The organism is Novosphingobium bradum (assembly GCF_042646485.1).
GTDB lineage: Bacteria > Pseudomonadota > Alphaproteobacteria > Sphingomonadales > Sphingomonadaceae > Novosphingobium > Novosphingobium bradum.
Genome location: NZ_JBHRTQ010000003.1, coordinates 26772 through 52914, shown reverse-complemented (window position 1 = coordinate 52914; position 26143 = coordinate 26772). Strand labels below are relative to the sequence as shown.

At 71.2% G+C, this 26143-nt stretch carries 26 protein-coding genes; 16 read left to right on the top strand and 10 right to left on the bottom strand.

Features of this window, described 5'->3' with window-relative positions:
• Positions 1-21: 21 nt before the first annotated feature.
• Both sthA and ACFOD9_RS02480 read right to left on the bottom strand, forming a co-directional pair.
• The gene (gene sthA / locus ACFOD9_RS02485; protein WP_379508506.1) at positions 22-1416 is read right to left on the bottom strand and encodes a Si-specific NAD(P)(+) transhydrogenase; all 1395 of its coding nucleotides are present in this window, start codon (positions 1414-1416) and stop codon (positions 22-24) included.
• Positions 1417-1506: 90 nt separating this feature from the next.
• Entirely contained in the window at positions 1507-1986 is a 480-nt protein-coding gene (locus ACFOD9_RS02480; protein WP_379508505.1) for a GreA/GreB family elongation factor, read from the bottom strand.
• A 219-nt stretch (positions 1987-2205) separates the two neighbouring features.
• Between ACFOD9_RS02480 and ACFOD9_RS02475 the strand changes: the two genes are divergently transcribed.
• From ACFOD9_RS02475 to ACFOD9_RS02455, 5 genes are all read left to right on the top strand, one after another.
• Positions 2206-2412 carry a cold-shock protein gene (locus ACFOD9_RS02475; protein WP_379508504.1) on the top strand — a complete coding sequence of 69 codons (207 nt, stop codon included), beginning with the start codon at positions 2206-2208 and terminating at the stop codon, positions 2410-2412.
• A gap of 4 nt (positions 2413-2416) precedes the next feature.
• Positions 2417-2674: a translation initiation factor IF-1 gene (gene infA, locus ACFOD9_RS02470; RefSeq protein ID WP_379508503.1), complete on the top strand. Its 258-nt coding sequence runs from the start codon at positions 2417-2419 to the stop codon at positions 2672-2674.
• Positions 2675-2743: 69 nt separating this feature from the next.
• The gene (locus tag ACFOD9_RS02465; protein ID WP_379508502.1) at positions 2744-2896 is read left to right on the top strand and encodes a hypothetical protein; all 153 of its coding nucleotides are present in this window, start codon (positions 2744-2746) and stop codon (positions 2894-2896) included.
• Positions 2897-2940: 44 nt separating this feature from the next.
• Positions 2941-3147, top strand: coding sequence for a hypothetical protein (locus tag ACFOD9_RS02460; protein WP_379508501.1), 207 nt, complete (start codon positions 2941-2943; stop codon positions 3145-3147).
• A 25-nt stretch (positions 3148-3172) separates the two neighbouring features.
• Positions 3173-3361 carry a hypothetical protein gene (locus ACFOD9_RS02455; RefSeq protein WP_379508500.1) on the top strand — a complete coding sequence of 63 codons (189 nt, stop codon included), beginning with the start codon at positions 3173-3175 and terminating at the stop codon, positions 3359-3361.
• A 313-nt stretch (positions 3362-3674) separates the two neighbouring features.
• On the opposite strand, the gene ACFOD9_RS02450 is transcribed toward ACFOD9_RS02455, so the two are convergent.
• A complete protein-coding gene (locus ACFOD9_RS02450) occupies positions 3675-5732 on the bottom strand; it encodes a lytic transglycosylase domain-containing protein (RefSeq protein ID WP_379508499.1) in 2058 nt (685 codons plus the stop codon).
• Positions 5733-5839: 107 nt separating this feature from the next.
• On the opposite strand from ACFOD9_RS02450, the gene dapA reads away from it, so the two are divergent.
• From dapA to ACFOD9_RS02420, 6 genes are all read left to right on the top strand, one after another.
• Positions 5840-6721 carry a 4-hydroxy-tetrahydrodipicolinate synthase gene (gene dapA / locus ACFOD9_RS02445; protein WP_379508498.1) on the top strand — a complete coding sequence of 294 codons (882 nt, stop codon included), beginning with the start codon at positions 5840-5842 and terminating at the stop codon, positions 6719-6721.
• Between the two features lie 106 nt (positions 6722-6827).
• Positions 6828-7127 (top strand): hypothetical protein, encoded by a 300-nt coding sequence (locus ACFOD9_RS02440; protein ID WP_379508497.1) that lies wholly within the window; start codon positions 6828-6830, stop codon positions 7125-7127.
• Between the two features lie 66 nt (positions 7128-7193).
• Positions 7194-7676: an SsrA-binding protein SmpB gene (gene smpB / locus ACFOD9_RS02435; RefSeq protein WP_379508496.1), complete on the top strand. Its 483-nt coding sequence runs from the start codon at positions 7194-7196 to the stop codon at positions 7674-7676.
• A gap of 126 nt (positions 7677-7802) precedes the next feature.
• The gene (locus tag ACFOD9_RS02430; RefSeq protein ID WP_379508495.1) at positions 7803-8357 is read left to right on the top strand and encodes a DUF2062 domain-containing protein; all 555 of its coding nucleotides are present in this window, start codon (positions 7803-7805) and stop codon (positions 8355-8357) included.
• A 25-nt stretch (positions 8358-8382) separates the two neighbouring features.
• Positions 8383-8979: a DUF2062 domain-containing protein gene (locus ACFOD9_RS02425; RefSeq protein WP_379508494.1), complete on the top strand. Its 597-nt coding sequence runs from the start codon at positions 8383-8385 to the stop codon at positions 8977-8979.
• Entirely contained in the window at positions 8976-11417 is a 2442-nt protein-coding gene (locus ACFOD9_RS02420; protein ID WP_379508493.1) for a hybrid sensor histidine kinase/response regulator, read from the top strand. The genes ACFOD9_RS02425 and ACFOD9_RS02420 overlap by 4 nt, the downstream gene beginning before the upstream one ends.
• Positions 11418-11433: 16 nt before the next feature.
• Here the strand turns inward: ACFOD9_RS02420 and ACFOD9_RS02415 are convergent, their stop codons facing one another.
• From ACFOD9_RS02415 to ACFOD9_RS02400, 4 genes are all read right to left on the bottom strand, one after another.
• On the bottom strand, positions 11434-14859 hold the full coding sequence (locus ACFOD9_RS02415; protein WP_379508492.1) for a chromosome segregation SMC family protein: 3426 nt from the start codon (positions 14857-14859) through the stop codon (positions 11434-11436).
• Between the two features lie 50 nt (positions 14860-14909).
• Complete coding sequence (locus tag ACFOD9_RS02410) at positions 14910-15674, bottom strand: thioredoxin domain-containing protein (RefSeq protein ID WP_379508491.1); 765 nt, start codon at positions 15672-15674, stop codon at positions 14910-14912.
• A gap of 134 nt (positions 15675-15808) precedes the next feature.
• Positions 15809-16489 (bottom strand): DsbA family protein, encoded by a 681-nt coding sequence (locus tag ACFOD9_RS02405; RefSeq protein WP_379508490.1) that lies wholly within the window; start codon positions 16487-16489, stop codon positions 15809-15811.
• A 1-nt stretch (position 16490) separates the two neighbouring features.
• Positions 16491-17054: a DUF721 domain-containing protein gene (locus ACFOD9_RS02400; RefSeq protein ID WP_379508684.1), complete on the bottom strand. Its 564-nt coding sequence runs from the start codon at positions 17052-17054 to the stop codon at positions 16491-16493.
• A gap of 65 nt (positions 17055-17119) precedes the next feature.
• Here ACFOD9_RS02400 and ACFOD9_RS02395 point away from each other — a divergent pair, with 65 nt between their 5' ends.
• Genes ACFOD9_RS02395 through mobA form a run of 3 tightly spaced genes read left to right on the top strand, consistent with a single transcriptional unit; the run spans position 17120 to position 19643 of the window.
• The gene (locus tag ACFOD9_RS02395) at positions 17120-18211 is read left to right on the top strand and encodes an A/G-specific adenine glycosylase (protein ID WP_379508683.1); all 1092 of its coding nucleotides are present in this window, start codon (positions 17120-17122) and stop codon (positions 18209-18211) included.
• Positions 18202-19110 carry an NAD(+) diphosphatase gene (gene nudC / locus ACFOD9_RS02390; RefSeq protein WP_379508489.1) on the top strand — a complete coding sequence of 303 codons (909 nt, stop codon included), beginning with the start codon at positions 18202-18204 and terminating at the stop codon, positions 19108-19110. Before ACFOD9_RS02395 ends, nudC begins: the two co-directional genes overlap by 10 nt.
• Positions 19110-19643, top strand: a complete 534-nt coding sequence (mobA, locus tag ACFOD9_RS02385) for a molybdenum cofactor guanylyltransferase (RefSeq protein ID WP_379508488.1) — start codon at positions 19110-19112, stop codon at positions 19641-19643. The genes nudC and mobA overlap by 1 nt, the downstream gene beginning before the upstream one ends.
• 115 nt (positions 19644-19758) lie before the next feature.
• Here mobA and ACFOD9_RS02380 read toward each other — a convergent pair whose 3' ends face one another.
• Genes ACFOD9_RS02380 through ACFOD9_RS02370 form a run of 3 tightly spaced genes read right to left on the bottom strand, consistent with a single transcriptional unit; the run spans position 19759 to position 23844 of the window.
• Entirely contained in the window at positions 19759-21117 is a 1359-nt protein-coding gene (locus ACFOD9_RS02380; RefSeq protein ID WP_379508487.1) for a PepSY-associated TM helix domain-containing protein, read from the bottom strand.
• 15 nt (positions 21118-21132) lie between these two features.
• Positions 21133-23391 carry a TonB-dependent receptor gene (locus tag ACFOD9_RS02375; RefSeq protein ID WP_379508486.1) on the bottom strand — a complete coding sequence of 753 codons (2259 nt, stop codon included), beginning with the start codon at positions 23389-23391 and terminating at the stop codon, positions 21133-21135.
• 60 nt (positions 23392-23451) lie between these two features.
• Positions 23452-23844, bottom strand: coding sequence for a hypothetical protein (locus ACFOD9_RS02370; RefSeq protein ID WP_379508485.1), 393 nt, complete (start codon positions 23842-23844; stop codon positions 23452-23454).
• Positions 23845-23942: 98 nt separating this feature from the next.
• Between ACFOD9_RS02370 and ACFOD9_RS02365 the strand changes: the two genes are divergently transcribed.
• Both ACFOD9_RS02365 and ACFOD9_RS02360 read left to right on the top strand, forming a co-directional pair.
• Entirely contained in the window at positions 23943-24677 is a 735-nt protein-coding gene (locus ACFOD9_RS02365; protein WP_379508484.1) for an energy transducer TonB, read from the top strand.
• A 230-nt stretch (positions 24678-24907) separates the two neighbouring features.
• On the top strand, positions 24908-26143 hold a 1236-nt coding region (locus ACFOD9_RS02360; RefSeq protein WP_379508483.1), incomplete at its 3' end, for a glycosyltransferase family 4 protein.

Below are 26143 nucleotides of genomic sequence, written 5' to 3'. Positions count from 1 at the left end.
GTTCCCGGGGCGGCGTTCCGCTCAGGCGGCGCCCATCCGGTTCCAGGCATCGAGCGCGGCCACCTTGTAGGCTTCGGCCAGGGTGGGATAGTTGAAGGTGTTCTCGATGAAATAGTCGAGCGTGCCCTTCAGGTTGAGCACGGCCTGGCCGATGTGGACCAGTTCGGTCGCGCCTTCGCCGATGATGTGTGCGCCCAGCAGGCGGCGGGTCTTCAGGGAGAAGATCAGCTTCATCATCCCCGAATGCAGCCCCATGATGTGCCCGCGCGAGGTTTCGCGCAGGCGGGCGATGCCAACCTCGTAGCCGATCTTGCGCTGGCGGCATTCCTCCTCGGTGAGGCCGATCGTGCTGATCTCGGGCACCGCGTAGATGCCATAAGGAAAGAAGGCAGGCGCGGGCGGGGTAGGCAGGCCGAAGGCGTGGCAGGCGGCGATGCGGCCCTGTTCCATCGAGGTGGAGGCAAGGCTGGGAAAGCCGATCACGTCGCCGGCGGCATAGATGTGGGGCACGGCGGTCTGGAAGGTGGCGGGATCGACCGCGATCCGCCCGCGATGATCCACCTCAAGCCCGCAGTGTTCGAGCCCGAGCGCCGCGGTCGCGCCTTTGCGGCCGGCGGCGTGGAGCACCATGTCGGAGCGGATCCGGCGGCCGTCCTTGAGCCAGGTGACCGGCCAGCCATCGGCCCCGCGCTCGATCCGGTCGACCGCGCAGCCCAGGCGAATGGTCATGCCGCGATCGCGCAGCACGTGGACGAATTCGCCGATGATCTCGCGGTCGACGAAATCGAGGAAGGTTTCGCGCGGCTCGATCAGGGTCACCGGCACGTCGAGCGCGGAGAAGATCGTGGCATATTCGATGCCGATCACGCCCGCGCCGATCACCACCAGGCTGCGCGGCACGCGCGGGGTCTGGATGATAGCATCGCTGTCGAGCACGTGGTGCTGGTCGAAGGCGATGCCCTCGGGATGGAACGGCTCGGTGCCCACCGCGATCAGGAAGCGCTCGGCGCCGATCGGCGCCTCGGTGCCATCGGCCTGGGTCACGGCGAGGGTATGCGGATCGGTGAAGCGGGCCATGCCGGCCATGGTGCGGACGTTGTTGCGCTGGAACTGGTGTTCGAGGACATCGACCTCGTGCTCCAGGGTCTTGCCCAGGCGCATCCCCAGGTCCTCGCCGCAGATCACTTCCTTGACCCGGTAGGAGCTGCCGTAGAACCCGCGTTCGCGCCAGCCCGAAAGGTTGAGCGCGGTTTCGCGCAGGGTCTTGGAGGGGATCGTCCCGGTGTGGACCGAAACCCCGCCGACCCGGCGCCCGCCTTCGATCACCAGCACCCGCCGGCCCAGCTTGGCGGCCTGCACGGCGGCGCGGCGGCCGGCCGGGCCGGAGCCGATGACGATCAGATCGTGGTGGTCCATGCCGCGCCGCTCCTGTCGTTCGCGAAGGAAAGGCCGCCTCTCGCACGGTCATGGTTGGGATCGGCTTGACCGGCCTCCGGGGAGAAACCCCTAGGGATAGCCGATCTCCAGCACTTCCCATTCCTTCTCGCCGCCGGGCAGGACCACCCGGCGCAGGTCGCCCGGCGCCGCGCCGCGCAGGGCGCGGGCGATGGGCGCGCTCCAGCCGATCAGGCCGGCCGAGGCATCCTGCTCGTCGTCTCCGACCAGGGTCAGGCTGCGCTGGTTGTCGTCCTCGTCGGCGATGGTGACGCGGGCGCCGAACCAGACCCGGGCGCGGTCTTCCTGCCGCGCCGGATCGACCACCCTGAGCGCCTTCATCCGCCGGGCGAGGAAGGCCAGTTCGCGGTCGATCTCGCGCATCCGCTTGCGGCCATAGAGATAGTCGCCGTTCTCCGAACGGTCGCCGTTGCCGGCGGCCCAGGAGACGATCTCGACGATCGCCGGGCGCTCGGTGCCCAGCAGGTGATCGTAGCGCGCGCGCAGGGCGGCCATGCCAGCTGGGGTGATCGGGGGACCGTCGGGCTTCATCACGCCGGGTCTAACCGGGCCGGGCGGCGAGGGGAAGCGGCCTCGCATCCTTGACAAATTGCCCCGCCAGGCCCATGTGGGTCATTGCTAACGTCGCCTGCGACGGATTTTTACGCCCCCCCGGCCACCGGCCCATCGGGTGCAATCTTCCCTTTCACGCTACCAGCTCCGCTCGCACTTCTGCGGGCGGGTTTATCTGTTTCGTGAAGGAAACAATCCATGCCCATCGGCACCGTCAAGTTCTTCAGCCCCGACAAGGGCTACGGTTTCATCGCTCCCGACGGCGGCGAGCCCGATAATTTCGTGCACATCAGCGCGGTCGAGCGTTCGGGTCTGACGACCCTGAACAAGGACCAGCGCGTCAAGTACGAGATGGAGACCGACCGTCGCGGCAAGCAATCCGCGGTCAACCTCGAACTGGTCTGAGCGAATGGCCAAGGAGGCTCTGCTGACCCTCGAAGGCCAGATCGATGAAATCCTTCCGGATGGTCGTTTCGGCGTCATGCTCGAAAACGACCACCGGATCATCGCCTACACTGCCGGCAAGATGCGGAAATTCCGCATCCGCTCGGTCGTGGGCGACCGGGTGCGAGTCGAGATGACCCCGTACGACCTGGAAAAGGGCCGCATCGTCTATCGGGACAAGGGTCCCGGCGGTGGTGGCTCGCCCGGCGCACGACGCCGGTGACCACAGATCCTGGCGCCCGCTGGCGCCGGGACATGACAAGACGGCGCTGTCAATGCGCCGAGGAATGAAATGAAGAATCTCAAGCATACCATGCCCCGCCTGCGCCAGCCGCATTTTGTCGCGCTGACGCCATGGTGCGGGGAGCGCGGCCACGCGGGCCGCGCGGTCGGGGTGATGACCCCGACCGAACTGCGCGCGGAGGTCCTGGCCATTCTCGGCTGACCAATCGCGCGGGCGGATCTTTCCGCCAGGCCAAGGAGTTACCGATGTCTGTCCAGAGCAATTTCTACGCTGCCCAGGCCGAAAGTTGCGCTCGCGCGGCGCGCGAAAGCAACCTGCCGATGCAGCGCGAGAAATACGAACGGGCAGGCGCGGCTTGGCTGACCCTGGCCAACCGCGAAAACGAGATCGCGGCCGCCCGTGACCGGCGCCTTGCCGAAGCGGCCATCAAGGCGGAATTGCCCGCCACCTGACACCCGCATCGGCAGGAGACCTGCGATGGACCTCAACGAACTCTTGTTCCAGCACCAGCGCGCGATTCGCGATGCCGGCCGGATCGCGCCCGGCCCCGGGCCGAGCTCGTTCGACCTGGTCGGCCACTATGCCGAGCGCGTCCGCCGGCTGCGCCAGCGGCTGGGGGTGAGCGTCCAGCCCGAATGGCTGGTCCTCTCGCCCGCGGCGATGTGAGCCGGCGCTGATCGGCCCGGGTTGAACCGGGCCTTGCGGAACCCTTCCCTGTCACGGGGGAGGGTTTTTGCGTTCGGGGCCGGCTCGGCGGGCTTTCCCGACCCAGTTGCAGAACCGGACATTTCCCCAACCGTCATGCCAGCGAAGGCTGGCATCTGGTGCGAGCTGGCGCGACGGTCCGGCTGAGCGAAGGATGGAGCTGAGGAATCAGGGTCACGCTCGAACGCCCCGGGTGATCGAAAGAGATGCCAGCTTGCGCTGGCATGACGGAGATGGGGCACCGAAAGAGATGCCAGCCTGCGCTGGCATGGTGTCAGCCCGGCGCGGGCTTGCCGAGGAAGTGGCTGAGCGGGTTTGGACCGCGGTAGTGGGCCTTGTCGGGGTTCATCGCCTCGTAGACCACGGCGTTTTCGAGTACGCGCTGGACGTAGTTGCGGGTTTCCTGGATCGGGATGCGTTCCACCCAGTCGACCCAGTTGACGCTGCCCGTGCGCGGATCGCCGTTGGCGCGCAGCCACTTGTTCACGTTGCCCGGGCCGGCATTGTAGGCGGCAACGGCCAGCGGATAGGAGCCGCCGTAGTAGCCCAGCATCCGGGTGAAGAAGGTGTCGCCGATCTTCAGGTTGTAGCCCGGCTGGCTCATCAGCGCCGACGCATCGAAGGCGAGGCCGATGCGGCCGGCTTCCTGCGCGGCCGTGCGCGGCATCAGCTGCATCAGTCCGCGCGCCCCGGCGTGGCTCACCGCATTCTGGGCGAACTGGCTTTCCTGGCGGCTGATCGCGTGGACCATGGTCCAGTCGGTCCCTTCGGGCGTCGGGATCAGCGGGAAGGCGACGTGCTGGAAGTCCTGGATGCCTTCGGCCCCGGCGGCCTGGCCGAGGATCACGCCCAGGTCGCGGCGGCCCAGTTCGCGGGCGAGATCGGCGACGACCTGGTGTTCGGCCGGGGTGTTGGCCTGGGCCGCGATTTCCTTGAAGAAGCGCACGGCGGTCGGCCAGTCGCTCTCGCGCGCCACTTCGCGCACGGCGGCGGCGATCGGGCGGGCAAGGAAGGCCTGGCGCTCGGCCAGGGTGGGCGTGACGGACGGCGCCCTGGCGAAATCGGGGATCGGCCGGCCCAGCCGTTCGAGCGCGAGCTGGCCGTAGTACTGATCAGGATAGGCGGCGGCCTGGGTGAAATAGCCATTGGCCCCGGCGCCATCGCCGGCGAGCGCCAGCGCGCGGCCGGCCCAGTAGAGACCCTTGGCGCGGGTCTGTGGGGTCCTGGCGGCCATGCCGTAGCGATAGAACAGCGGCGCGGCGCCGCGCGGGGTGCCAAGGGTCCACACCGCGCGGGTGCCGGCGAGCCACATCAGCGAGGTGTAATCGTCGCGCAGGCGGAAGCTGAGCCGACTGATGTCGGCGCCCGGGGCGAAGGCATCGTCGATCCCGCCGGCCAGGCGCAGGGCCGTGGCGCCATCGGTCCCGCGCGCGGCGGCGAGCAGCAGCGACACCCATTTTTCGGCATCGACCGGCAGGGCGGAAAGGCGCGGGCGGCTGGCCAGCAGGCTGGCGGCCTCGGCCGAGCGGCCGGCCCCGATCAGCTGGCGGGCGCGATTGTAGAGGTAGCCGGGATCGCTGGCGGCCTCGGGCGGGAGGGCAAGGCCGGCGGCGGGTTCCGTGCCCTGCAAGGCGGCGAGGCGGGCGGCGAACAGCGGCTGGCGCCCCGGGCTGGTCAGCGCGAGGTGGCGCTGGGCCTGCGGCACATTTCCGGCCCACAGCAGCGAGTCCATCCGCGCGTCCTGGTCGGCGGCGCTGGCGCGAACCAGCGGGGCGAGGGCACTTTCGGCCGCATCGCTCATCGCCCCGCCGCGCCAGGCGGCCAGCGCCTGGGCCGGGGCATCAGTGCGACCAAGCGCGGCGAGGGCCAGGGCATATTGGGCGCGGGCCGGATTGGTCAGCGGGGCCACGCGGTCGAAATAGGCGGCGACCTGCGCGGGGCTGGCGCCGCCGCGATCGAGCGCCTTTTCGGCGGCGCGGCGCAGTTTGTCCTCTTCCGGGAACCCCGGATAGGCCACAAGGAAGCCGGAATAATCGGTAAAGGCCAGGGTATCGGTGCTGGCCAGCAGCTTCCACCGGCTGACCGCCTGGGCCATCGGGGTGGCCGCGCTCATCCGCAACTGGGCGCGGGCGCGGTCCCACTCGCTCCCCTCGCCGCTGGTGGGCACGTAGGTCTGGCCCTGCCAGGCAGGGGGGGAAGCGGGGGCCAGGGTTGCCTGGGGCAGGGGCTGCACCACGGGCACCGAGATCGCCGATTGCGAGGACGCGGGGCCTTCGGTGGCCAGAAAGACCAGGAAGGCACCGGCAAGGGACTTGCGGACCATGCTGGACATTCGCCTATCGCTCCTTATCAGGCGCTGAATGGTTTCAGGGCTCCATGCGGAGGGCTCCCATCCCGGGGAGTTACCGACACATTGGGGCAAAATCAGGGAAGATGTCCATGTTTTCCGGTTCGATTCCGGCCCTCGTCACCCCGTTCCGCGACGGCGCGTTCGATGAAAAGGCGTTTCGCCAGCTGGTTGACTGGCAGATCGCAAGCGGATCGTCGGCCCTGGTGCCCTGCGGGACGACCGGCGAAAATTCCACCCTGTCCAATGCCGAGCATCACCGGGTGATCGAGGTCTGCCTCGAACAGGCGGCGGGCCGGGTGCCGGTGATCGCCGGTTGCGGCAGCAACGACACCATGAACGCCCTGCTGCATATGCAGTTTTCCGCCAAGTGCGGGGCCGCCGCCGCCCTGCTGGTGGCGCCCTATTACAACCGGCCAAGCCAGGAAGGCCTGCTCGCCCACTTCTCCTACCTGGCCGATCATTCCGACCTGCCGATCGTGCTCTACAACGTGCCCGGCCGGACGGTGACCGATCTCAAGCCGGAAACGGTGTGCGAACTGGCGCGGCGCTTTCCCAGCAAGATCATCGGCATCAAGGATGCCAGCGGCGACCTGTCGCGCGTGACCGATCACCGCATGGGCATCGCCGGCGAATTCTGCCAGCTTTCGGGCGACGACGAGCTGGCCCTGCCGTTCAGCGCCGCCGGCGGCGTGGGCTGCATCTCGGTCACGGCCAATGTCGCGCCCAGGCTGTGCGCCGAGTTCCAGGCGGCCTGCGCGGCCGGCGACCTGGCCCTGGCGCGAGAACTGAACGACCGGCTTTATCCGCTGCACTACGCCATGTTCGAGGATGCCTCGCCCGGCCCGGTCAAGTATGCGATGAGCAAGGTGCTGGATTTCATCGCCGAGGAACTGCGCCTGCCGCTGGTGCCGTGCAACGCCCAGGCCCGCGCGGCGGTCGACGCGGCGCTGGTTCACGCCGGGCTGGCCTGAGGGGCGCTGGCCTCACCACGCCGCACACGCGCCTCGCTGGCGAGGCGTGGCCCCGGCACGACGAGCAGCGGAACCGATTGCACGAACCCGGCGTTGACCGGGCATCATGGCCACCACCCAGCCTCCCGCTTCCCGTCACCCCTCCGGCCGGGGGGATGATCCCGCCGACGACCGGCGCATCTATGATGCCCCGCTGCACGTGATGCGCGGCGACGATGGCACGGTCAGCGTGTTCTTTCCCGATGGCCACCGCCTGGTGCTCACTTCCGATGCGGCCGAGCGGTCGGGCGCGATCCTGTGGCGCACCGGGGTGATCCAGCGCCAGGGCCGCCGGCTGCGCGCGGGATCCGGGCCGGGCAAGGTCATCGCGGTCGACTTCAGCGGCAGTGGCGCGGCGCGCGGCTGAGAACTTTCGCGTTCCTGCGCTCGCGGCCCTTCCCTTGGCCCCGCGCGCGCCCTACATGGCCCGGTCATGGCCCGCCCGACTCCTGCCCAGTTCGACAAGAAGAAGATCGTCGCGGAAAACCGGCGCGCGCGGTTTGACTACTACATCGACGAAGTGTTCGAGGCCGGCATCGCCCTGACCGGTACCGAGGTGAAGTCCTTGCGCTTTGGCGAGGGCTCGATCGCGGAATCCTATGCCGAGGTGAAGAACGGCGAGGTCTGGCTGGTCAATTCCAACGTGCCCGAGTTCAGCCACGGCAACCGCTTCAACCATGAGCCCAAGCGCCTCCGCAAGCTGCTGCTCAAAGAGCGCGAGATCAACAAGTTCGTCGGCGCGACCGAGCGCAAGGGCATGACACTGGTTCCGCTCTCGATCTATTTCAACAGCCGGGGCCGCGCCAAGGTGGAACTCGCGCTCGCCAAGGGCAAGAACGCGGCCGACAAGCGGGCCACGGTCAAGGAGCGCGACTGGAAGCGGGAGCAGGGGCGCCTGATGCGCGAGCATGGCTGACCGGGCGGGCGATGGTTCGTCGCACGCAGGTTCCCTTTCACCGCAGCGAAACATCTTGTCGGCTATGCGGCGATATCGCAGCCTCGCCTCACGGGCTAGGCTGGCGCTCTCGGACGGATAGGGCAGATGGTCACCAAGTTCACTTCCTGGGCACAGCGCAATATGCCCACGCGCGAGGAGATGGAGCGCAGCCGCCTCATCCGCCCCTTCGCGCACCGGGTTCTGGCCAGCGAACTGTGGCGCTTCACCCGCCGCTCGGTCCCGCGCGGGGTGGCGCTGGGGATGCTGGTGGGGATCATCGTGCCCTTCGCCCAAGTCCTGTTCGCCGCCTTCTTTTCGCTGAGCGTACGGGCCAACGTGCCCGTGGCCGCGCTCACCACCTTCATCACCAATCCCTTCACCACCCCGTTCATCTGGGCCGCGAGCTACAAGGTGGGCGAACGCCTGCTCTATTTCGACGGGATGCTCCATGCCAATCCGATCGACAGCCTGATGCGGGTGACCGACGGCTGGCAGCTGATCGAATGGATCACCGCCGAGGGCAAGGTGCTGGCCCTGGGGCTGATCGTGGTCGCCGTGGCGGCGGCCGCCCTGTCCTACCTGGCCGCCAGCTTCGGCTGGAACGCCTGGGTTCGGGCCAAGCGCCGCAGGCGCCGTGCCCAGCGCGCGCAGGCTTCCTGATGGGCCGCCTGATGGGTCGCAGCGCGTGACCGGCCGGCTCGCTGCCTGGCTGCGTTCGCACGTCCCCACGCGCGAGAAGCTGGAGGCCAATCGCCTGGTCAGCCCCTTCGCGCACCTGATCCTGCGGAGCGAACTGTGGCGGATGACCCGCCGCTCGGTCCCGCGCGGTGTGGCGCTGGGGCTGTTCGTCGGGGTGATGATCCCGCTGGCGCACTTCGTGGTTGCCGCCTTCCTCGCGGTGTTCCTGCGCGCCAACATTCCGGCCGCCATGCTGGCGACCTTCATCGGCTTTCCGGTGATCTACGTGGGCCTGGTGGCGCTGGCCTACAGGATCGGCGAGTGGCTGTTGCACCTTGATGCGATGACGGGCATCCAACCCCTGGGGGAAACGATGCAGACCACCCAGACCGATCACCTGCTGCAACACCTGACCGGCGCGGGCCTGGATACGGCGCTGGGCCTGTTCGTGCTGGCCTGCCTGTTCTCCAGCCTGGGCTATGCCCTGAGCACGGTGTTCTGGCGGTGGTGGGTGGCGCGCAAGCGGCGCAACCGGCTGGCCGGGGCGGTGGCTGATGGGGTGACCAGCGCGGTGCCCGATCCGGCTGTTTTCGATCCCAGATGAGCGCGCGCGACGATAGCCCCGCCGCGCTGCGCGCCGATTGGCTGGCGGTTGCCGGCGGTCTTCTGGCCAGCCTCGCGCTTCTGTGGTTCACCACGCGCGAGCCGCTGGTGGTGGCTGGCTTTGCCGGCGGCACCCTGGCGCTGGGCGCCCTGGGCTGGGCGCTGGCCCGGCGCCGCGCCCCGGCGCGCGAGCCGGACTGGGCCTTGCCCGACTGGTCGGTGACTTTCGCGGCGATCGATGGCGAGGCGGCGGCGGTGGCGATCATCGACCGGGCCGGGCGCCTGGTTTGCGCCAATGCCGCCCATGAAGCCGCCTTCGGGACGACCACCGCCCCGCCGCGCCTGCCGCTCGATGCCGAATTTGCCGAGGCCATGGCGCGCGCCGGGCGCGATGCCTGGCGCGAGGGCAGTGCCCGGCTGGATCGGGTCTGCGCGGGCGCGCGGGCCTGGTCGGTCGAGGCGCGCCGGGCCGGGCGCGGCGAGGATTTCCTGATCTGGCGCCTGGCCGAACTGACCGCGGCCGATCCCGCCGCCGAACTGGCCCGCCACCTTGGCGGCAAGCTGGGGCGTGCGCTGGCCGGCGCGGGGATCGCGGCGGCCATGGTCGATGTCGATGGCCGCATCCTGGCCGCCAGCAGCGGCTTTGCCCAGCGCGCCACCGGCGATCCGGCGGCGGCGCTGGCCGGCATGGAATTCGTCGCCCTGCTGCGCCAGGACGAGCATGACCGCATCTCGTGGGAGCGCGACGGGGTGCGCGGCGGTCCGCTGACCATGTATTACGTGCCGGTGGTCGATCCCGATGCGCCGTCCACGGCAGCCGGCGCGCCCGATCCCGAATCCGTGCCCGCGCTGATGCTGCTGGTCGAGGCCGGGCTGGGGATCGGCGCCGGGGCCAGCACGGCCGAGGGCCATGCCGCCGTGCCGCACCTGGAGGCGCTGCTTTCGCAACTGCCGCTCGGCCTGGCCATGGCCGACCGCGACGGGCGGCTGCTGTTCGCCAATGCCGCCTTCATGCGCGCGGCCGGCCGCGAGGCCGAACTGCCGCCACCCTTCCCGTCCGACCTTGTCGTGCGCGAGGACAAGGCCGCTCTTTCCGATGCCGTGCGCCGTCATGCCCAGGGTCCGGCGGCGGCGGGCGATATCGCCGTGCGCCTGAAGGGCCAGCCGGAAGATCCGGTTTCGCTGAGCCTGGCCACGGTGCGCGGCCTTGGCGAAGCGGCGGTCCTGCTTGGCCTGACCGACACGACCGAGGAAACCCGCCTGAAGCGGCAGGTCGCCCAGGCCACCAAGATGCAGGCCGTGGGGCAACTGGCCGGCGGGGTCGCCCACGATTTCAACAATGTGCTGACCGCGATCCTGGGTACCTGCGATCTCATGCTGCTGCGCCACACGCCGGGCGACAGCGACTATGACGACATCCAGCAGATCCGCGCCAATTCCAACCGCGCGGCCAGCCTGACCCGGCAATTGCTGGCCTTCTCGCGCCAGCAGACCCTGCGCCCGCAGGTGCTGCAATTGCCCGACGTGGTCTCCGACGTTTCGCAGATGCTCAAGCGGCTGATCGGCGAGAAGATCCGCTTCGAGGTGCGCCACGACCGCGATCTCGGCGCGATCCGCGCCGATCCGACCCAGCTGGAGCAGGTGATCGTCAACCTCGTGGTGAATGCCCGCGATGCGCTGATGGCCAAGACCGATGGCGTCGGCAATGGAAACGCGCGCCTCACCATCGCCACCCGCCGGGTAACCGCGGCCGACGTGCGGACCATGCGCTCGGAAATCCTCCCCCAGGGCGATTATACCGCCCTTGTCATCGAGGATACCGGCAGCGGCATCGCGCCCGAACACCTCGCCAAGATCTTCGAGCCGTTCTTCACCACCAAGGAGCAGGGCCGGGGCACCGGCCTTGGCCTGTCCACGGTCTATGGCATCGTCAAGCAATCGGGCGGGTTCATCTTCGCCGAGAGCGAGGTGGGCAAGGGGACGAAATTCTCGATCTACTTCCCGGTCCACCACGGCGCGGTGCCGCTGGCCGCGCCCGCCAGGGCCGAGGAGCCGGGCAAGTGGTCGGGCGGGGGCAAGGTGCTGCTGGTCGAGGACGAGGAATCGGTCCGCGCCGTGGCCGAACGCGCGCTGACCCGGCAGGGTTACGAGGTGACCGCCGCCGCCGATGGCGAGGAAGGGCTGGACTATGTGCGCCTGGGCCGCCGCTTCGACCTGGTGGTGAGCGACGTGGTCATGCCGGTGATGGACGGCCCGGCCATGGCCCGCGCCATCCGCGAACTGGCGCCGGGCCTGCCGGTGCTGTTCATGTCGGGCTATGCCGAGGAACAGCTGCGTAACGAGATCGATATCGCCAATATGCATTTCCTGCCCAAGCCGTTCTCGGTGCAGCAGATTTCCGACAAGGTGCGCGAGGTGCTGGGCGCCGCGCGGGGGTGATGGCGCGGCCTTGCGCCTATTCCGCCGCCAGCAGCCGCTCCGCCCCGCCCAGGTCCACGCTGACCAGCCGCGAGACCCCCTGCTCCACCATGGTCACGCCGAACAGGCGGTGCATCCGGCTCATCGTCACCGCATTGTGGGTGACGATCAGGTAGCGGGTGGCGGTTTCCTGGACCATGGCTTCCAGCAGGTCGCAGAAGCGTTCGATATTGGCGTCGTCCAGGGGCGCGTCGACCTCGTCCAGCACGCAGATCGGCGCGGGATTGGTCAGGAACAGCGCAAAGATCAGCGCCACGGCGGTAAGCGCCTGTTCGCCGCCTGAAAGCAGGGTGAGCGATTGCAGGCGCTTGCCCGGCGGCTGGGCGAAGATTTCCAGGCCGGCCTCCAGCGGATCGTCGGAATCGACCAGCGCGAGGTGGGCCTGGCCGCCCTGGAACAGCCGGGCGAACAGGTGGCGGAAATGACCGTCCACCGCCTCGAAAGCGGCGCGCAGGCGCTCGCGGCCCTCGCGGTTGAGGTTGCCGATCGAGCCGCGCAGGCGGTTGACCGCTTCGGCCAGGTCCGCCTGTTCGGCCAGGCTTTCGCCGTGGCGCCCCTCGGCCTGGCGCAGTTCATCGGCGGCAACGAGGTTGACCGGGCCGATCCGTTCGCGCTCGGCCACGAGGCGGTCCATCGCGGCGGATTCCTCGCCTGAGCCAACCACTTCGGGCGCGGCGAAGGCGAAGCGTTCGGGCAGCAGCGGGGGCGGGCACTGAAAGCGTTCGCCCGAGACGCGGGTCATCTCCACCCGGCGCTGGTCTTCGTTTTCGGCCCGGGCCACGGCGCCGGCACGGGCCTCGCGTGCCAGGGCAAGCGCTTCGCTGGCGGCGGCCAGAACGCTGTCGGCCTGCCCTTGCGCGGCCGTGGCGGCGGCAACTTGTTCCTCGGCGCGGGCGAGTTCGGCGGCAAGGCGCAGGCGGGTTTCCTCGGCCAGCGCGATCTCGGCCTCCAGCGCCGGGGGCTTGGCGACGATCACCGCGCGTTCCTCGGCGATTTCGGCCACGCGGCGGTCCATTTCGGCCAAGCGCGTGGCGGCATCGCCGGCGCGGGCCTGCCAGCCACGCACTTCCGCGCGCTGGGCGGCAACCCGTTCGCGCAGCGCGGCCTGGGCCTGGTCATGGGCGGCGAGCGCGGCGTGGGCGGACTGGAGGGCGAGCCGGGCGCCGCCGTGGCGGTCCTGCGCGGCGGCGAGCGCGGCGCGGCCGGCGGCGGGATCGGGCAGGGCGGCGCGGGCGGCCGTGGCGGCAGCCAGATCGGCCCCGGCGGCCTCGGCCTGTTCGGCCAGATCGCGCGCGGCTTCGTCCAGTTCGGCCTCGCGGGCGGCGCGGCGGGCCTTGGCCGCTTCGGCCTGGTCCAGTGCGCGCAGCGCCGCGCGTTCGCGGTCAGCCAGGCCGGCCAGCGCTCGCTCGGCGGCCGCCAGCTCGGTCTGCAGGCTGGCGAGTTGCGCCGCGCTGGCCTGTTGCGCGGCCTCGGCCTCGGCCACGGCGGCGCGCAGGGGCGGGAGCTGCGCGTCAAGCGCGGCGAAGCGGTTGTCGGCCTCCAGCCGGGCCGCTTCGGCCGCCCCTTCGCCGCGCGCCACGAAACCGTCCCAGCGGCGCAGCAGGCCATCGCGGGTAACCAGCCATTCGCCCGGCCGGAGGGCGCGGCCATCATCGGCCTCGGCCAGGTGAACGAGGGCGAGGCGGGCCTTGAGTTCGTCCGGGCAGGCCAGAACATGGGCGGCAAGGCTGTGGCCGACCGGGGCGGGTGCCGGGGCGCCGGTCCAGAAGCGACCTTCGCTGCCCGGGGCCGGCGCGCCGATGCCCGCACGGGCATCGCGGCCCAGCACGGCGGCCAGCGCGCGTTCGTAGCCCGGCTCGGCGCGGACCGTGTCGAGCGCGGGGGAAAGGCCGTGCTTCGCGCTGGCCTGCCGGGCGCGGGCCTCGCGGTCGCGCGACAGGGCGGTCCATTCGCGTTCGATGCCGGCAAGGTCGGCGCGGGCGGCCGACAGCGCGCTGGCGGCGGCATCGCGGGCGCTGGCGATATCGGCCTTGCGGGCCTGGCGCGCGTCAAGTTCGGAGCGCAGTTCGGCCAGCCGGGCGGTGGCCGCATCGTGTTCGGCCTGGGCGTGGGTGACGGCGGCGGCGAGATCGCCCTCGCGGGCCAGGGCGGCGTGCTGGTCGGACAGGCGGCGCTCGTCGCCGGCCAGCCGGGCCTGGCGGGCCTCGGCCTGGGCGACCGCGGCCTGGGCCACGCGCCATTCGGCATCAACCCCGGCCTGGTCGGCGGTGGCCTGGGCCAGCGCGAGTTCGGCGGCGCGGGCCTGGCCCTCGGCGCGATCGAGCGCGAGGGCGAGCGCGGGCCGCTCGGTCGTGGTCGCTTCCAGCGCGGCCTCGCCGGCGGCAAGGTCGGCATCGAGCCGGGCGAGGGCCGTGGCGGCATCGCGGGTCAGCCGGTCGGCATCCCCCTTGTCCTCGTCGAGCCGGCGGCGCTGGCGATCGAGATCGGCGAGGCGCTGCTCGGCGCTTTCGAGCTGGCCGGCCAGGGCGGCGAGGCGGTGGGCATGGGCGCTGGCATCGTCGCGCCGGTCGGCCAGCTGGTCGCGCGCCTCGGCCAGCGTGGCGGCGCCGGCGTGCTGGCGCTTCTGGGCCTCGGCGGCCAGCACCTGGGCCTTGCCGACCTTGTCCTCGGCGCCCTGGGCTTCGGCGCGGGCGGCCTCGGCGGCGGCGGCGGCATCGCGCCAGCGGGCGAAGACGAGCCGGGCCTCGGCCACGCGGATCTTCTCGGAGACGCCGGTATAGCGCTCCGCCGCGCGGGCCTGGCGGCGAAGCGTGGCGATCTGCTGGTCAAGCTGGCCGAGGATATCGTCCAGCCGGGCGAGGTTGGCCTCGGTGGCGCGCAGCTTCTGCTCGGCATCACGGCGCCGCACGTGCAGGCCCGCGATCCCGGCCGCTTCCTCCAGCATCTGGCGCCGCTCGGCGGGCTTGGCGGCGATGACCGCGGCGATGCGCCCCTGCGAAACCAGCGCCGGACTGTGGGCGCCGGTGGCGGCATCGGCGAAGACCAGCGCCACGTCCTTGGCCCGCACGTCGCGCCCGTTGACCCGGTAGGCGCTGCCGGCGCCGCGTTCGATCCGGCGGACGACTTCCAGTTCCTCGCCCGCGCTGTCGGCGGCGTGGAGCACCACTTCGGCGAAATCGCGCGCCGGGCGCTGGGCGGTGCCGGCGAAGATCACGTCCTCCATGCCGCCGCCGCGCATGGACTTGGCGCTCGATTCGCCCATCACCCAGCGGATCGCTTCGAGCAGGTTGGACTTGCCGCAGCCGTTGGGGCCGACGACCCCGGTGAGGCCGGGTTCGATCCGCAGTTCCGCAGGCTCCACGAAGCTCTTGAATCCACTGAGCTTCAATCGCCTGATCTGCATCGAACCCGCGGCCTCCTTAACCGCCTGGCCTGTGGCCCCCTCGATCGCCCCTAGCGGACGCCCATCCCTTCGATCCGGGCCTTCAGCTCTTCCCAAGCGTTGGTCGGAATCTTCGTGCCGTTGACGAGGAAGGTGGGCGTGCCCTCGATCTGGAACTGGTTGCCCTGGTCGGCGGTGGCCTTGGCCATCTGCGAGGCGAGGTCGGTCCTGGCGAGGCAGGCCTTGGCCTGGGTGGCCGGGATGCCGCGCGCGGCGAAGAACTGGGGCAGGCCCAGCACGTCGCCGATCGCCTGGAAGCGCTGGGCATCGGGCGCCTTCATCGCCGTTTCCAGCGCCGCGTCCTTGCCTTGCAGGCTGCCCAGCAGGGTCTTCTGGTTGGCGAAGACCTGTTCGGTCAGCCCGAAGAAGGCCTCCGGGCTGCCGCAGCGGGTCATCAGGCCCATGGTGAGATCGAGCGCATCGCGCACATAGTGACGGAATTCATAGGAGACCCGGCCCGAGGCCACCCACTGGTCGCGGATCGTGGCCGCGCTCTTCTCGGAAAATTCGCCGCAGTGGGGGCAGGTCAGCGAGCCATATTCAACCAGCTTGATCGGGGCATCGGGGTTGCCCATGCGGTAGCCGCCCTCGGGTGTTTGCGTAATGCTGTCGGCCCAGGACTTGCCGGCCGGCGCGGCGACCGACGGCAGCGGGGCGGCCGAGGCGGCCGCTTCGCCCTTGGCGCCGGCCTCGTCCTTCTTGCAGCCGGCCAGGCCGAGGGCCAGCGGCGCCAGGGTGGCGAGCAGCAGGGCGGAGCGGACGGTCTTGAACGGCATCGGGCGAATCCTCGTGGTATGGCGGCGCGGATGCTAGCCGGCCACCGGGTGGCGCGGAATAGCGGGCGTGATTAGGCGGCGGAAAACTTCAGCGCGCGGCGGCGGTCCGGCTCAGTGCAGGGCTGCGGCCATGCTCAGCGCAGGGCTGCGGCAAGGGCGGGGCGCAGGCTGGCCCAGTCGTTGCCGGGCTGGAGCACGCCGTTGATCAGGAAGCTGGGGGTGCCCTTCAGGTTCAGGCCGGCCATGGCCTGGCGGTTCTCGGCGGCGAAGGCATTGGCCTGAGCTTCGTTGGCAAGGCAGCGGTCCAGCTCGGCGCGGGTGTAGCCGCGCTCCTCGAACAGGGTGTAGAGGTTCATGTCCTGGGCGACGGCCTGCATCCGGGCGAGGAAGCTGCCGGTGCGCCAGCGATCGGGCTGCGAATTCTGCGGCGGAACCAGCCACTTGTCCTGGCCCCGCAGCAGCGCGGCGTGATTGCCGGGGAAGCGCGACACCGGGCCGCAGCCGGCCATCAGGGTGGCCGCGACATCGACGATGTTCCGCATCATCGGGCGGTATTCGACCGTGCCCCTGCCGCTGCGCGCCACCATGTCGAGCAGCGGATCGGCGGCTTCGCGTTCGAAGGCGGCGCAGTGCGGGCAGGTGTAGCTGACATATTCGACCACCTTGAGCGGCGCATTGGCGCGGCCCAGCACGTGGCTGCCGCGCGGCGTGGCCGCGACGGCCAGGGTCGGGGCCGCGCTGGCGGCGGCGCCAAGCTGGGGGGCGGCCAGCGCGACAAGGGCGAGGAAAGCGGCGATCACGCGCTTGGGGGACATATCAGTTGCGGTCCTTGCGGCTGTTGGCATCGAGGCTGCGGGCGAGCGATTCGAGCACGGTCCGCAGTTCCGGATCGCCGATATCGCGCAGGCTTTCGCCCAGTTCCAGCGGGATCGGCTTGAGGCTGGGCGGGGCGGTGCGATCCTTGGCCTGGGGCGGCTTGACCATGCCCTGGCGCAGTTTGACCCTGGCCACGGCGTTGTAGCCGAAGAAGCGGTTAACCCGTTCGATGATTTCGGGAATCACGTGCTGAATCAAGGGGGCATGGGCCGCCACGACGACCAGCTGGAGGATCCCCTCGCTCTTTTCGCCGGGGGCGAAGCGGATCGATTCGGGGGAGCAGATCCTGGCGTGGTGCGGGCCGACGATCTCGTGCCAGCGGGTGACCACGCTCGACTGGACGAAGCCGAACCGGCGGAACGCGGTGCGCCCGATTTCGGGCATGAGATCGGCGATGGCGCGGGCCTGGCCGCCGCGCGGGCGTTCGTAGCGGCGGCCGCCGCCGGCTGGCGAGGCGGCCTTGGCCTTCGAGGCCTTGGCGGCCGGTTTGCGATCCCGTTCCATTGCGGGCAGGGCCATGCCATAGCCGCGCCGTGACCGCCAGTGACCACAACCTTTGTGACGACGAGATTTGCAACGGCACTGCAACGGCATTGCAAGTCTGGTACGCGGATCACGCCCGCCGCCTGCCTTGGCGCTCGCCGCCGGGCGCACCGGCGCCCGATCCCTACCGGGTGTGGCTGTCGGAAGTGATGCTCCAGCAGACGACCGTGGCGGCGGTGCAATCCTACTTCACCAGGTTCACCTCGCGCTGGCCGACCGTGGCCGATCTGGCGGCGGCCGATGATGGCGAGGTCATGGCCGCCTGGGCGGGGCTGGGCTATTATGCCCGGGCTCGCAACCTGCTGGCCTGTGCCCGCGAAGTGGCGCGGCGGGGGGCTTTCCCGCAGACCGAGGCGGCTCTGCGCGAACTGCCGGGGCTGGGCGCCTATACCGCGGCGGCCGTGGCGGCGATCGCCTTCGGGGCGCGGGCGGTGGTGGTCGATGCCAATGTCGAGCGGGTGGTGGCACGGCTGTTCGCCATCGGCGAGCCGCTGCCGGGCGCGCGCAAGGCGATCCGGGCGGCGGCCGATGCGATAACGCCGGATAGTGGCGCGGGCGATTTTGCCCAGGCGATGATGGACCTTGGCGCGACGGTGTGCACCGCGCGGCAGGCCCGGTGCCTGATTTGCCCCTTGGCACACCTGTGCCGGGCGCGGGCTTCCGGGGCGCCCGAAGCCTATCCGGTCAAGGCGGCGCGGGCGGCGCGGCCCGAGCGGGCGGGGCGGGCCTTCTGGATCGCGCGCGAAGGGCCGGACGGCGGGCGCGAGGTGTGGCTGGTGCGGCGGCCGGGCCGGGGGATGCTTGGCGGAATGCGGGCGCTGCCCGACGATGGCTGGAGCGCGCGGGGCGACGGTTCGGGCGCGGCGCCGCTGGCGCTGGATTGGCAGGCGCTGGGGCAGGTGCGGCATGGCTTCACCCATTTCCAGCTGGCGCTTGCGGTCTGCGGGGCGACGATTGGGGCTGGCAATCCGGCGGGCGAGGGGGAATGGTGGCCCATGGACCGGATCGGGGAGGCGGGCCTGCCCACCCTGTTCGCCCGAGCCGCCTTGCTGGGCACGACTTTGGTGACGCCGCGCAACGAGGCATCCGGCGAGAACAACGGGAGAGAATGCGCGTGAAGCCGACCGACCTGGATATCGCCTTCGCCGGATCGCCGGTGGACCGCGCGGACCGGCTCCGCACCGATGCCTCGGCGCTGGAAGCGCTGAAGGGGCCGCAGGCGCGGCTGCTGCTGCTCGATGGCCTGGCGCCCCGGCTCGATGGGCAGGGCGCGCTGGCCTGGGGTTCGCTGGCCGATGCCGAGCCGGGCGCCGAGATCGTGTTCCTGGGCCTGATGGACGGCGCGGCCTGCTTTGCCCAGGTGGCGCCGGCCCTGTGGCAGGGCGGGGCCAAGGGGCCGCGCAATATGTTCCCCCTGCTGTCCGCGCTTTCGCCGGGCGACATGGCGACCTTCGGCGGGGCCAAGGCGCTGGTCGACTGGCACGCCCGGCACCGGTTCTGCGCGCGCTGCGGCAGCCCGACCGAGCTGGCCAAGGGCGGCTGGCAGCGCAATTGCACTTCGCCCGCCTGCAAGGCCGAGCATTTCCCGCGGGTCGATCCGGTGACGATCATGCTGGTGGAACTGGCCGGCGCGCCCGAGCCGACCGTGCTGCTGGGCCGCCAGCCGATGTTCCCGCCGCTCAACTATTCGGCGCTGGCCGGTTTCGTCGAGCCGGGCGAGACGATCGAGGAGGCGGTCGCCCGCGAGATCGAGGAGGAGGCCGGGGTGCGCGCGCGCGACGTGAGCTATGTGGTCAGCCAGCCGTGGCCCTTCGTGTCGTCGTTGATGATCGGGTGCCATGCCTGGGCCGACAGCCCCGAGATCACCATCGATCGCAACGAGCTGGACGATGCCCGCTGGTTCACCCGCACCGAGGTGGCGCGGGCCATGGATGGCGACGCCGACGCGGCGCTGAAATTGCCGCCCCGCTTCGCCATCGCCCACCAGTTGCTGCGCTGGTGGCTGGCGCGCGGGTGATGGCCGGGCGCCTGCTGGGGGCGGTGCTGGCCGGCGGGCAATCGCGGCGCTTCGGCAGCGACAAGGCGCTGGCCGTGCTGGATGGGCGGACCCTGCTGGATCAGGCCGTGGCCCGGCTGGCCGGCTGGTGCGAGGCGGTGGTGGTGATCGGGCGCGATGCGGGGCCGGTGCCGGTTGTGGCGGATTGGCCGCGCGCGGGGATGGGACCGCTGGGCGGGATCGCGGGCGCGCTGCGCCATGCGCGCGACCGCGGCTTCGCGGCGGTGCTGACCATGGGGGTGGATTCGCTGGGCCTGCCCGATGACCTGCCGGCGCGGCTGGGCGAGGGGCCGGCCTATGTGGCCGACCAGCCGGTGGTGGCGCTGTGGCCGGTGGCCGTCCTGGGCGCGCTGGAGGCGATCCTGCTGGCCGAGGGCCGCCACGCGGTGCGCGATCTCATCACGGCCAGCGGCGCGCGGGCCGTGGCGCTGGAGGGGCCGAGCGCCAATGTGAACACGCCGGAGGACCTTGCGCGGCTGGGGGGTGGTTCCTGATGTCGTCCCGGGCTTGACCCGGGACCGGTGTCCGCAATGCGGAACCTCGCCGCCCAACCGCCACCGGTCCCGGATCAAGTCCGGGACGACGCGAGGGGGCGGGTGGACTGAGGGTTCAGCCGCTCAGCCAGCGCGCGGCGCGGGGGGAGAGGCGCCGTGCCAGTCCTTCGCCCGCGGCCAGGACCAGCAGCGACAGGGCCAGCATCGGCAGGACCAGGCCGAGCAGGATCAGCACGGCCAGCGCGGCCTTGCCGAGGCTTTCGGCGGGCGGCGGGGGCACGCCCAGGGCATCGGCGGGCTTGCGGCGGCGCCACTGGACGAAGCCGGTGAGAGCCAGCACGACGATCATCAGGGCGGTGACGAGGCCCACGAGTTGGTTCGCCCAGCCGAACAGCTGGCCTTCGTGCCAGGCGATCCCGTAGCCGACCACGCGATCGATCGGGTGTTTTTGCGCGAAGGTTTCGCGGTTGATCGGGCGGGCGGTGACAGCATCGTAGGTCAGGGTGGCGCGCAAGGGGCGGTTCTGGGCTTCCGAGCGGACGGTCCAGTGGGCCGCGCGCGGGCCGGGGGGCACCACCAGCACCGGAAAGGCGAGGTGTTCGGAGCGCGCGCGGGCGATCACCACATCGAACACCCGCGCATCGCCGGCGGTGGCAGTTGATGGGGGGGCGGGCGGGTGGTGCATCCCGGCCATGGCGTGGTGATCGTGGGCGGCGTGGAGGCCTTCGCCGGCGGGGGGCTGGCCGCCGGTGGGCCAGTCCTGCGCGCCTTTCACCCAGCCGGCCTGTTCGCGCAGTGCCTTGAAGCCGGCGCCCCACAGGCCGGTCCACGGCAGGGCGGTGACGAGAAGGACGAGGGCGAGGCCGGAAACCCAGAACCCGGTGACGGCATGAAGATCGCGCCAGAGCACGCGCCGGCCGGCGGCGAGGCGGGGCCAGACCACGCCGGCCCCCGGCCATCGGGCCAGACCCTTGCCGCTCCCCGTGCCGCGCGGCCACCACAGGCATAGCCCGGTGACGACGAGGACGATGGCCCATGAGCCGGCGGCCTCGACCAGCCAGGCGCCGAACCGGCCGGCGAGGAGCTGGCCGTGGATGCGCTGGATCACCGCGCTGGCGCGGCCTTCGGGCGCCATCGCGCCCAGCACCTGGCCGGAAGGGGCGATGAACAGGTCTTCCATCGTGCCATCGGCCAGCATCAGGTGGGCCATGGCGGCATCGCCGGGCCGTTCGGGCAGGCGCCAGGAATGGAGCATGGCGCCGGGCCGGGCGGCCAGCGCGGCGGCACGCTGGAGTGAGGGGGCAACCTCTACGCCGGGCGCAAGATCGCGGAACGCGCGTTCCTCCCAGCGATCGAGCTGGGGCTTGAACAGGAACATGGCTCCGGTGAGCGACAGCACGAGGATGAAGGGGATCACCGCAAGGCCGGCGTAGAAATGCCAGCGCCACAGCCTGCGATAGAGATTGCCCCGCATGGCTTGCGCCTCCCCTTACAGCTTCACGCGCAGTTCGGCGGTGACCGAGCGTTGCGGGAAGGGGTGGAAGAGGAAGTACTTGTCGTTGTTCAAGTTATCGACGCCGATGGCGGCTTCCAGGTTCGGGGTCAGGCGCCAGGCGGCGCGCAGGTCGATCACGAAATACTGGCCGAAGCCCTGCCAGGTGAAGCCGTTGACATCGGCATGGTCGAGCGTGGCCCAGACCCGGCTGGCATAACGCGCGGCGGCGGTGAGGCTGAGCGCCTCGACCGGGCGCCAGGTGGCGACCGCAGTGGCCTTCCAGCGGGGCACGCCGGGCATGATCCTGCCGACCGAGGCGGGCAGGCCGGGATTGCGGCTGACGATCGCATCGGCATAGGTCAGGCTGCCCGACAGGTCGACGCCGGGCAGGAGATCGCGCCGCTGCGCCGCCAGTTCGATCCCGCGCGAGCGGGTTTGGGCGACGTTCTGGACGAAGCTGGCGGTGAGCACCGAATTGGGCACGGGGCCGGTCTGCGAGATCAGCGCGCCATCGACCACTTCGTTGAACAGCGAGAGGCGCAGGCTACCGTGGGCATCTGAGCGTTCGACCGCCAGTTCGGCCGAGCGGGCGCGTTCGGGGCGCAGCGCGGGGTTGGGATTGGCAAGCTGGGTGCCGACCGTGACCTGCTGGTAAAGCTCGCCCACGGTGGGCATTCGCCAGGCCTGCCCGGCGGAGAGGCGCAACGTCCACGGCCCTTCGCGCCAGGCCAGCGCGGCCTTGGGCGAGAGGCCGGAGAAGCGCTTTTCCGGCTGGGCAAGGGGCGTGGCCGAGACGGCGGCATTGAGATTGCTGCCGGCCCAGGCGCGCCACCATTCGTGCCGCGCGCCCAGCGTGAGGGTGAGCGCCGGGGTGAGGGCGACCTGGTCCTGAGCCCACAGGGCGAGGGTGCGGGTGCGGCCGCGCGAGTGGCTGGCGGCGGCGCCTTGGGTGGCATCGTCGCGCCAGTTTGTCGCGTTCCAGGTGACCGCATTCAGGGTGACGCGGTTCGCGTGGGCGCCCAGGCTGATCACGTGGCTGTCATCGCCATGGGGGCGAAAGGCGGCCTTGGCATCGAGCGTGACCCAGCCGGTGCCGTCCTGGCGCTGGATCGTGCCGGCACCGCCGGCGAAGGCGGCGGGCAGGGCATTGGCGGCGGCGGGGTTGTTCTGGAGATCGTGGTCGTAGTGGTAGGAGGTGCCGACCAGGTGCCAGTCGAACCGGGGGGTGGAGCCTTCCAGGGTCAGCGCCTGGGCGGTGTGGCGGGCATCGCGGGTGTAGAGGCTGGAATTGAAGCCCGAGGTTGAACTGGCGGCGGTGAGGTAGCTTGGCGCGCCGGCGGCGGTGCGGAGGTAGCTCTCGACATCGCCATTGGTGTCATCGGTCCACAGGCCGAGCAGGTAGCTGAGGCGCGCGGGGCCGAGATCGAGCGCGGCCTTGAGCTTGGCGGTCTGCTGGACGTGGTGTTCGAGGCCGCCAGCGCCGACCACGCGGATCGCGGCGCCGGTGCGGCTGGTATCGGCAAAGCCGCCCGTGGTGGCGCCGGGGTTGGCCGCGCCGTTCACCGTGACGATCGAGATCGGCTGGCTTTTCGCATCGGTGCGGGTGAAGGCGGCGAACAGCGCCAGGGGGCCGAAGCGATCGCCGATGGAGGCGGCATATTGCCGGGTCGGCAGGCTGCGGGCGGTGCCGTAGAGGCTGTAGTCCTGCACGTTGAGGAGCAGGCGGGCGCTGGCCTCCAGCCGGTCGGGCGAGCGGGTGGTGATGGTCACCGTGGTGCCGATCGAATTGCCGGGCTGGGCGGCGGAGAAGGGGCCGTAGGTGACATCGACCCGCTCGATCTCCTCGGGCGTGACGAGGGTCCAGCGGGGCGAGCCATTGCCGTTGTTGTTGCCCAGGAACGCCGAGAGCAGGACCCCATCGGCATAGATCAGGCTGCGGGCCGAGGCGCCAAGGCCCGAAGTGCGCGTGGCGATGGGGGCGAAATTATCGCCCACGTGGCGTTTGCGGATGATCAGCGAGGGGGCATATTTCAGCGTATCTTCAACGCTGGCGGCATTGACCTGTTCGGTGATGGTGGCGGCCGTGACCGTGGCCGTGGTGGCGGGCGGCAGGTCGATCCGGTCATGGGCGTGAGTGCCGGTGACGACGATTTCGTGGGTGTGCGGGGCTGCCATCTCCTCGGCATGGGCGGGCGAGAGGGTGGCGGTAGCGGCGGCGAGCGCGCAGAGGCTCGCGCTGGACAGGGTCTTCATGCGGGATACTCCGTGAACACAGGTGCGCGCGCGCGGACGACGGGCGCGCGAAATGGTGGTTCAGGCGGAGAGGGGCGGTCCTGTGGCCGGGGGCGGCGGGGCGGCGAGGCCGCGGCCCACGGCGACGCCGGGCAGGGCCGGTGCGGGCGCAGGGGACGGCACCGGCGCCAGCGCGGCAAGCTGCGGCGCGGCGGGCAGGGCGGCGGGGGCCGAGATCGCGCCATAGGGGCACGGGTCCTTGGCTTCGGACTTGCCTTCGGGCTTGTGCCCCTGGTGGAGCTTGCCGGCGGTATCGACCCAGGCCTGGCCCGCGCCGCTGCCCGAGCACAGCATGATGGCGAAGCCTTCGCCGGTGCGGACCGGCATCCAGCCGGTGGGCACGACCATGCGGCCGGCGAGCAGCACGGCCAGCAGCAGGGCGACGAGCGCGCGCGAGGAGCGCAGGGGCTTCATGGCGCGGGGCGTTAGGCGTGGGCGCCGCGCGGCGCAAGGTGCAAAGGTTTGGTGGCGGTGGTTGCGCGCAGGCCGGCGGGCGTGGCATCCCCGCAGCGATGACCGAGGCCGATCTCAGTGCGCCGCGCCCGGTGCGGGTGGCCGCCTTCGTGGCGGTGGGGCTGCTCCATGTGGTGGTCGCGGTGCTGCTGGTGCGGGCCTTCGCGCCGGGCTTTACCGCCGAGGTGGCGCGCCGGGTGGTCAGCACCTTTTCCGTGACGGTGACCGCGCCCGAGCCGACGCCTACCCCGGCGTCAGTGCCCGCGCCGGCGGCCAGGGCGCCCGAGCCGGCCGGCGCGGCGGGCGTGACGGGGCGCAAGGCGCGCCCGCGCGAGGTGGCCGCGCCCGTGCCCCGGTTGGCGCTCGCCAGGCCCGCCGCGCCGCCGGTGGCGGACCATGGCCCGGCCGACCGGGCCGGCGCCGCGAGCGGCGATGGCACCGGGGCGGGCGGAAGCGGCACGGGGACCGGGAACGGCGGCTCCGGCAGCGGAACCGGTGGGGGCAGCGGCACAAGGCCGGTCAAGATCGCCGGGGACATCAATTCGGCGCGCGACTATCCGATCGCCAGCCGCGAGGCGCGCCTGGGCGATCACGTGGTGATCTGGCTGACCGTGGGCACCGATGGCCGGGCGAGCGCCTGCAAGGTGGCTCGCGCCAGCCGCGATCCGGCGGCCGATGCGATCACCTGCCGGCTGGCGATGGAGCGCTTCCGCTTCCGCCCGGCGCTCGACGCAAGCGGGGCTCCGGTGGTCGCGGCCTTCGGCTGGCAGCAGCGCTGGTTCCTGAAGGACTAGGCGCTGCGCGCGGCGCAAGGCACCGGATTTCCGCAATGTCCTGCGCCAGGCTCGGCTGGGCGCATTCTTGTGCGGCGCAGCATCGGGGCGGGAACCGCGGGGGGCGCCGGGAGTCTCGTCCTTGAGGAGCTGGGGGGATCTTGTCCCCTGCGCGACGGCTGGCGCCTGGCGTTGGCGAGTGGCGCGCGGCACCTCGATCCAGAGACGAGCGATAGCGAGGACCCCGGTCGATGCACAGCGAAGCGTTCCGTCCCCTGCTTTCCGGCGAACTGGCCGGATCGGCCGATGTCGTCCCGATCTTTCCCTGGGCCGGCCAGGCGCCGCAGCCGATCCCGGTGCGGCGGCGGGTGGCGCTGGTGGGCACCTATGCGCCGCGCAAGTGCGGCATCGCCACCTTCACCCGCGACGTGGTGGAGCAGTTCGCGCGGTTCCATCCGGAGATCGCACTCGATGTCTTCGCGCTCGACAACCGCGCGGCCGCGCCGGTCGCCTATCGCGGCGTGGCCGGGGTGATCGCGCAGGAGGATGCCACCGATTACCGCCGCGCGGCCCGCGCGATCAACGAGAGCGGCGCCGACGCTGTGTGGCTCCAGCACGAATATGGCATCTTCGGCGGCGAGGACGGGGCCATGGTCTGCGACTTCGTCGACCAGGTGGCCGCTCCGCTGGTGCTGACCTGCCATACCGTGCTGGGCGAACCTTCGGCCGGGCAGGAGCGCGTGCTCCGGCACCTGGTCAGCCGGGCCTCGCGGATCATGGTGATGAGCCATCATGCCCGGCGCCTGCTGGCGAGCCGCTATGGCGCCGATGCCGGGGTGATCGAGGTGATCCCCCACGGCGCGCCCGACCGGCCGTTTGGCCGCAAGGCCCGGGCCAAGGCGGCGATGGGCCTGGCCGATCGCACCGTGCTGATGACTTTCGGCCTCCTGGGTCCGGGCAAGGGGCTGGAGCGGGTGATCGAGGCGCTGCCGGCGATCGTCGCGCGGCACCCCGCGGTGATCTACCGGATCGTTGGCGCGACCCATCCCAATTGCCTGCTGCGCGAGGGCGAGGCCTGCCGCGAGAGCCTGGCGGCCCTGGCCTGCAAGCTGGGGGTGGCCGACCACGTGGCCTGGGACAACCGCTTCCTTGCCACCGACGAGCTGCTTGACCAGCTTGAGGCCTGCGACATCTACATCACCCCCTATCCCAATCTCCAGCAGGCGACCTCGGGCACGCTGTCCTATGCCGTGGCGCTGGGCAAGGCGGTGGTCTCCACCCCCTATATCCATGCGACCGAGCTTCTGGCCGACGAGGTGGGCCTACTGATCGAGCCGGGTTCGAGCCAGGCCATCGCGGAAGCGGTGGGCGGGCTGCTGGACCGGCCCGAGCGGCTCGCGGCGCTGGAGCGGCGGGCCTATGCCCGCGGGCGGGCGACGATCTGGCCGGCCTTCGCCGATGCCGGGGCGGCGCTGGTCGGCCGCGCG